Source organism: Sphingomonas sp. CFBP 13603 (assembly GCF_014892665.1).
In the GTDB taxonomy this organism is placed as follows: domain Bacteria; phylum Pseudomonadota; class Alphaproteobacteria; order Sphingomonadales; family Sphingomonadaceae; genus Sphingomonas.
The window spans coordinates 88,078-94,296 of the sequence record NZ_JADBIA010000016.1 but is presented as its reverse complement, the minus strand read 5'-3'; the positions used below and the strand labels follow the sequence as shown (position 1 = coordinate 94,296).

Here is a 6,219-nt window from a genome sequence, read left to right as displayed (position 1 = left end):
CCAGCCAATCGCAGTGGAATTCCACGATCAACCAGCTCATCTCAAGGAGCCGCTCTGCACAATATCATTCAGACGATCGCCACAGTCCGAAAACCGTAACAACCGTCGATTACATATGGAATATGTGAAGGACATATGAGAACGACTTAGCTTTAAACGATACTCCGGAGCCTTGAGGACCCCAGAAACCGCAAGCCGCCGCCCACATGTCCCTTCATCTTAACCTACAATGTCAAAGAGCCGACAAAAATACCGACACTCGCATAACCCTCCCGTAGAAGAAGCTTGCAGCATCCGGTTTTTTGCGACCGCTGCGTCCAGACCGTGTGGCCGTTCGCTGCGGTGACACCCCTCTAGGGGCGCTTCCGATTCGCGTCAAACACAATCTTTCACATTTGTGGCAATTTTTGCCGGCTGACGCGTTTGTGACGCCCATGCCCTTGGAATCGGTGCTGATGGCAATCCGCTGCCAACGGATACGGGAACGCTGGTTGCCCTATCGCTCAAGGCCGACCTCGTAAGCCGGAGATATGGAGCATACGCGTCGCGCTTAAGCGCTTGTGAAGACCGACGCCCTATACCGACGATACGATGGACACCGTCGACCTCCCCCCAGTTCGCGGCGCCGGATCCGCGGAAAGCCTGCTGCCCGGACAAATTCGGACGGCGCTCCTGTGGCGCTCGGGTAGCCAGATCGTCGCGCAACTCATCCAGTGGGCCGCCACCTTTGCGGTAATCCGCATTCTCGTACCCGCCGATTACGGGCTGTTCGCGATGGGTCAGGTGGTGATCGCGTTCCTGGCAATGCTCGACGGCTATGGGCTCGCCAATGGGCTGATCCGACAAAAGACCGTCGAACACCGCGACGTGCGCCAGCTGTTCGGCATGCTGATCGTGCTCAACCTTGCCTTGGCCATCGGTCAACTGGCGCTCGCTCCTTGGGCTGCCGCATATTACCGGCAGCCGATCGTCGGCGACATGCTGCGCGTTCAGGCCGTGCTGCATCTGACGACGCCGTTCATCGTGCTGCCCTATGCGTTGCTCGCACGGGCAATGGATTTCCGCCACCAGGCCAAGGCGAACGTCGCTGCGTCGGTCGCGTCTGCGATCACCGCGCTGGGTGGAGCGCTCTATGGGCTCGGGATATGGACGCTGGTGCTGGCGCCGATCGTCCTGTTCGTCATCCGCGGGGCGATCATGACGTGGGGCGCACGGTCGCTCGTCTGGCCGAGTTTCGACTTTCGGGGTGCGGGACCGGTCGCGCGGTACGGCGGCATGATGGCCGCGGGGCAGCTATGCCTGTTTCTCCAGAGCCAAGCCGACGTGGCCATCGCCGGGCGTAGTTTCTCCGCCCATATGCTCGGCATCTATACGACCAGTCTGTTCCTGGCGCAGATCTTCGTCGCGAAGTTCGTGCCGCCGCTGAACGAAGTCGCGTTCTCCGCCTATGCACGGATGCATCACGAGCCGGGTGCGATCGGCCGCGCGTTCGTGAAAGGCCTGCGGATGGTGATGATCGTCGCGATGCCGGTCTATATGGGGCTGGCCGCGACCGCCGAACCGCTCGTGCTGACCATCCTCGGTGAAAAATGGCACGAGATGGCGCCCGTGGTTCGACTGCTGGCACTCGCGATGCCGTTCATGACGCTGCAGATATTGCTGGTGCCAGCGTCCGATGCGTGCGGACGACCGGGGATCGGTGTACAGAACGGCGCGGTTGGAGCGATGATTCTGACGATCGCGTTCCTGGCCGGCGCGCAGTGGGGACCGATCGGCCTGGGCGCCGCGTGGATCGCGGCGTATCCCGTTTATCTCGGCATCAGCGCGTGGCGGACTCTGCCCGTCATCGACGTGTCCCTGCGCGACTTTGCGCGCGCCGTGGCCCCCCCTGCGTTGGCAGCGATCGCGATGGCACTGATCGTCGGACTGATCGACCGCGGCATACGACCATTGGGTGTTCCGTTGCGACTGACGATACTCGTCATGGCAGGCGCCTCGATTTATGCCGCCTGGCTGTACGTATTCTCACGGCCGGCGATACGCGATCTGATGGCGTGGTGCGCAGACAACCGGTGAGAGACCAGGAAAGCACGAGCGATAGAGCGCCATGATCATTCGGTAGCGGGGTTCGGCGCGGATCGCTGGCCGGGCGAGATCACTGGCCCCTCCCGAAGCTGCCAAGCCACGGCTGCCCAAAACCTATCAAGGGTTGCGCGCATTGCGCTGGCCATAGCGAGTTTTGATCGCCGATGATCGAGATCGCCCCGTCCTTCGGACGATTTCCTTGGCGTCGAGGATATCGGAGCGGTCCATTCCATGTCCCTGCTCGTACGCCTGACCGGGTACGCCGAGGCATCGCGTCCTCATGGCCAACGCACCCTCCGTACTGGATCGCCGCGAAACGCCTGCAAACCGGCCGAGGTGATGTGGGCGATGTCTTACGCACCCAGCATCACCTCGATTCCAATGTTATCGCGCTTTGCGAGGAAACGCCCTAGTTCAGCACTACCGTGACCGCACGACGGTTCGCCGCCCAGCTCTGGTCGTCCGAGCCCATCGCCACCGGGCGCTCCTTGCCGTAGCTGATCGTCGTCATCCGCGACGACGACACGCCCTTCGCAGCCAGATAGTTCTTGGTCGCGTTCGCCCGACGATCGCCGAGCGCGAGGTTGTATTCGCGCGTGCCGCGCTCGTCGGCATGGCCTTCGATCGTGATGCGCTGGTTCGGGAACTTCGCCAACCACTGTGCCTGGCTGTCGAGGATCGCGCGTGCGGTCGGATCGATGTCGTACATGTCGAGCCCGAAATTCACCGTGTTCGAGGTGACCGAGCGCTGGAAGTCGGCGTCCGACCCCGGCACGATCGCGCCGCCGACGTTGCCGTTGTTCTGGCCCGCGTTCGGATCGACCGGCGCGTTGTTGTCGACCGGTGCGGGCGGCAGCACTTCGGGACGCTTCTTCGCACAGCCGGCGACGGCGATCAGCGCGGTACACGCAAGCAAGACGTTGGAAAGCTTCGACATAGATAGTCTCCCGTAGAAAATCACGTTTCCCCGTTATGCCCCCATAGCAGGTTCAGGGCCGCAAGGGGCCCCATGCCGGATCCGAGCCGTCGAGCGGCGTCGGAATCTTGCGCTCGTTGACGCCGGTCAGGTCGACCGACCAGAGGTCAGCCTTGCCGCCGCTGCCACGCCCCGAGCGATAGAAGTTGATCACGCGACCGTTCGGCGACCAGCTCGGCCCCTCGTCCTGCCAGTCGTTGGTGAGCAATTTCTCGCCGCCGCCGCTGGGGCTCATGATGCCGATCCGGAAGCCGCCGCCGAGCTTGGTGAACGCGATCAGGTCGCCGCGCGGGCTCCACACCGGCGTCGCATAACGCCCGCCGCCAAAGCTGATCCGCTGCTGGTTCGAGCCGTCCGCGTTCATCACGTAAATCTGCTGACCACCCGAGCGATCGCTTTCGAACACGATCTTGGAGCCGTCGGGCGAATAGCTGCCGCCGGTGTCGATCCCCGGCGAGTTGGTCAGCCGCTGCGGCGTGCCGCCCTGCGACGACACGCGGTAGACGTCGGTATTGCCGCCCTGCGCCATCGAGAACAGGATGTTGCGACCGTCCGGCGAGAAGCGCGGCGCAAACGTCAGGTTCGCGTTCGCCACCACCAGCCGCTGCTTGCCCGAGCCGATATCGTAGACATAGATCGCCGGGCGATTGTTGAGATAGCTCATATAGACGATCGACTGCTGATTCGGCGCGAACCGCGGCGTCAGCACGATCGACTGGCCGTTGGTCAGGAAGCGGTGGTTGGCGCCGTCCTGGTCCATGATCGCGAGCCGCTTGATACGGCGGCCCTTGGGGCCGGTCTCGGACACATAGACGACGCGGCTGTCGAAATACGCGCCCTCGCCGGTAAGCCGGGTGTAGACCATGTCGGCGCACTTGTGCCCTGCGCGACGCCAGTCCGATGGCGGCACGACGAACCCGGTGCGCGTCAGCTCGGCCTTCGACGACACGTCGTAGAGGTAGCAGCCTACTGTCAGATTGCCGTCGCCGTTGGCGCGGATGAAGCCCTGCACGAGTGCCTGCGCACCGGTGCTGCCCCAGTAATCGAACCCGGGGGCCGTGACTTCGGGGAAGGTGATCGGGCGGAGCTGGCCGGGGGACAGCGGCGTGAAGAGCCCTGAGTTGCGAAGGTCGTTGGTGACGATGTCAGCGAGCTGGCGACCGAGCACGTCGGTGGAGCCTGCCGGGGTGGAGACGACGGCGGACGTCGGCATGACGGGGATCGCGATCGGCATCGGTGCGGAGATACCGCCGGTGACGTCGACCACGAGGCCACCGGACTGATCGCCTGCTGGGGCTTGCGCGGCCGGATCGGCGGGGGCTTGCTGGGGTGCCGACGCTGGTGCGTCTTGCGCGCTGGCTACACCGGATACAAAAGCCAGCAGCCCAACCGACGCAAGAATCGATCGAGCCACACGCCCACTAGCCAGACGCCCCACCCCGGCGGAGGCCGGGGCCCAGTTGGGAGACGCCGCTGAGTGAGTTCCGCGCATCGTTACATCGACCTTTCCAACTGGGCCCCGGCCTTCGCCGGGGTGGCGGGCAAGCTGGGTCAGCGATAGCGGTAAAGGGAAAAACCCCAGGATCGATCGAGTCATAACGGACATCCTCAGCCGGGAAGTTTGTAGCGCAGGCTGAAATTGCTCCAGCCGTTCTGCACGTCATACAGGTCGTCGGGCAAACCGCGTAGCGGCGAACACCCGACGAAGGTCGCGATCGCCAGATCGTCGACGCGGTCGACATAGCGCCGGTTGTCGTCGTCGACGCCGGCATGACCACTGATCGTCGGCCGCGACTTCAGCGTGCCGTCGCGGTTGAGCTTCAGGTTGATCGTCACGCGGATCCGCTCGGCGCCGGGCCCCGGCGTGACCTGGCGGTTGGCGCAGGGCTGCACCTGCCGCAGGATCGCCGAGCCGATGTTCGCCGCCGCCTGCGCGCCGAGCTTGGCCGCCTTGGGCGCTTCCGACTTGCTCGGTGACGGATCGGCCGACAGACCTTTCAGGAAATTGTCGCCGAGCCGCGACCCGCGTGGCCGCGAGGTCTTGGCCTCGGCGGTCGAGCCGCTGCCCTTGGTCGAGGATGCCTTGGCGGGCTTGGCCGACGACGCGGACGACGACGTTTTCGCGGGCGCGGCACTCGGTTTCGCCGCAGCCTTGGTCGGCGCGGACTTCGCGGGCGCAGCCTTGGCGGGTGGCGCCTTCTCGGCCTTGGGTTGTGACTTCACGACGGGCTTAGGGACCGGCGCGGGCTTTGCGACGGGTTTCGGCGGCGCGGGCTTGGGTTTGGGTTGAGGCTTCGGCTCGGGTGCCGGTTGCGGCTTGGGCGCAGGTTTCGGTGGGGCGGGCTTGGGCTGCGGCGCAGGCGGCACGGGATCGGGCTTCGGCTCGGGCTCGGCTTCTTCCGGAGCAGGCGGCGCGGCATCCTCGGGCGCACCCTCGTCCGGCGCGACCGACTCCGCCGGCGTCTCGACCGATTGCGGCGCAGTTGCTTCCAGCGCGACGTCGGGCACGAGGCTTACGTCGATCGGCTGCTGCTCGATCTTCTTCGGCAGTTCGGGCGCACCGAGAAAGCCGAGCGACAGCGCGCCGAACAGCAGGACGTGCCCGACGACCGCGACGCCAAGGCCGATCTTCTCCGAACGGTCCATCAGCCAGCCATCAGTTCTGGTTGCCCTCGACGGTCACCAGCGCGACGCGGTTCAGCCCAGCGCGGTTGAGTTCGCCCATCACGCGCATCACGCGGCCGTAATCGAGCTTCCGGTCTGCGCGCAGCAGCACCTGCGGCTCGTCACCGACCGCACGGCTGGCGGCGATCGCCGCAAGTCGCACCGGCAGCGCATCATCCGTAACCTGATCCTTATCGATGAACAGCGCGCCGGTGCCGTCCATCGAGATCTCGACGGGCTTCTGCTCCTGGTCGAGCGCCTTCGCACGCGCGTCGGGGAGGTTCACCGGCACGCCCGCGGTCATCAAGGGCGCAGTCACCATGAAGATGATCAGCAGCACGAGCATCACGTCGACCAGCGGCGTGACGTTGATATCCGCCATCGGCGCGCGACGACCGCGACCCCGCGACGAAGGAAGGTTCATCGCCACCTAAAATCCTCCCCGCACGCGGGGAGGGGGACCAGCGAAGCTGGTGGTGGGGGCGTGCGTCATA

5 protein-coding genes are annotated in these 6,219 nt (G+C 64.9%); 1 reads left to right on the top strand and 4 read right to left on the bottom strand.

Translation table 11 applies throughout. The features are described from left to right. Positions 1 to 591 precede the first annotated feature (591 nt). Positions 592 to 2,076, top strand: coding sequence for a lipopolysaccharide biosynthesis protein (locus IFR23_RS18830; protein ID WP_192977165.1), 1,485 nt, complete (start codon positions 592 to 594; stop codon positions 2,074 to 2,076). A 418-nt stretch (positions 2,077 to 2,494) separates the two neighbouring features. Here IFR23_RS18830 and pal read toward each other — a convergent pair whose 3' ends face one another. From pal to tolR, 4 genes are all read right to left on the bottom strand, one after another. Beyond that, positions 2,495 to 3,022, bottom strand: coding sequence for a peptidoglycan-associated lipoprotein Pal (gene pal / locus IFR23_RS18825; RefSeq protein ID WP_192977164.1), 528 nt, complete (start codon positions 3,020 to 3,022; stop codon positions 2,495 to 2,497). Positions 3,023 to 3,074: 52 nt separating this feature from the next. Then, positions 3,075 to 4,463 (bottom strand): Tol-Pal system beta propeller repeat protein TolB, encoded by a 1,389-nt coding sequence (tolB, locus tag IFR23_RS18820; protein ID WP_446740927.1) that lies wholly within the window; start codon positions 4,461 to 4,463, stop codon positions 3,075 to 3,077. A gap of 206 nt (positions 4,464 to 4,669) precedes the next feature. Further along, positions 4,670 to 5,707 carry a cell envelope integrity protein TolA gene (locus IFR23_RS18815; RefSeq protein WP_192977163.1) on the bottom strand — a complete coding sequence of 346 codons (1,038 nt, stop codon included), beginning with the start codon at positions 5,705 to 5,707 and terminating at the stop codon, positions 4,670 to 4,672. A gap of 10 nt (positions 5,708 to 5,717) precedes the next feature. Then, positions 5,718 to 6,155, bottom strand: coding sequence for a protein TolR (tolR, locus tag IFR23_RS18810; RefSeq protein ID WP_056053220.1), 438 nt, complete (start codon positions 6,153 to 6,155; stop codon positions 5,718 to 5,720). Positions 6,156 to 6,219 lie beyond the last annotated feature (64 nt).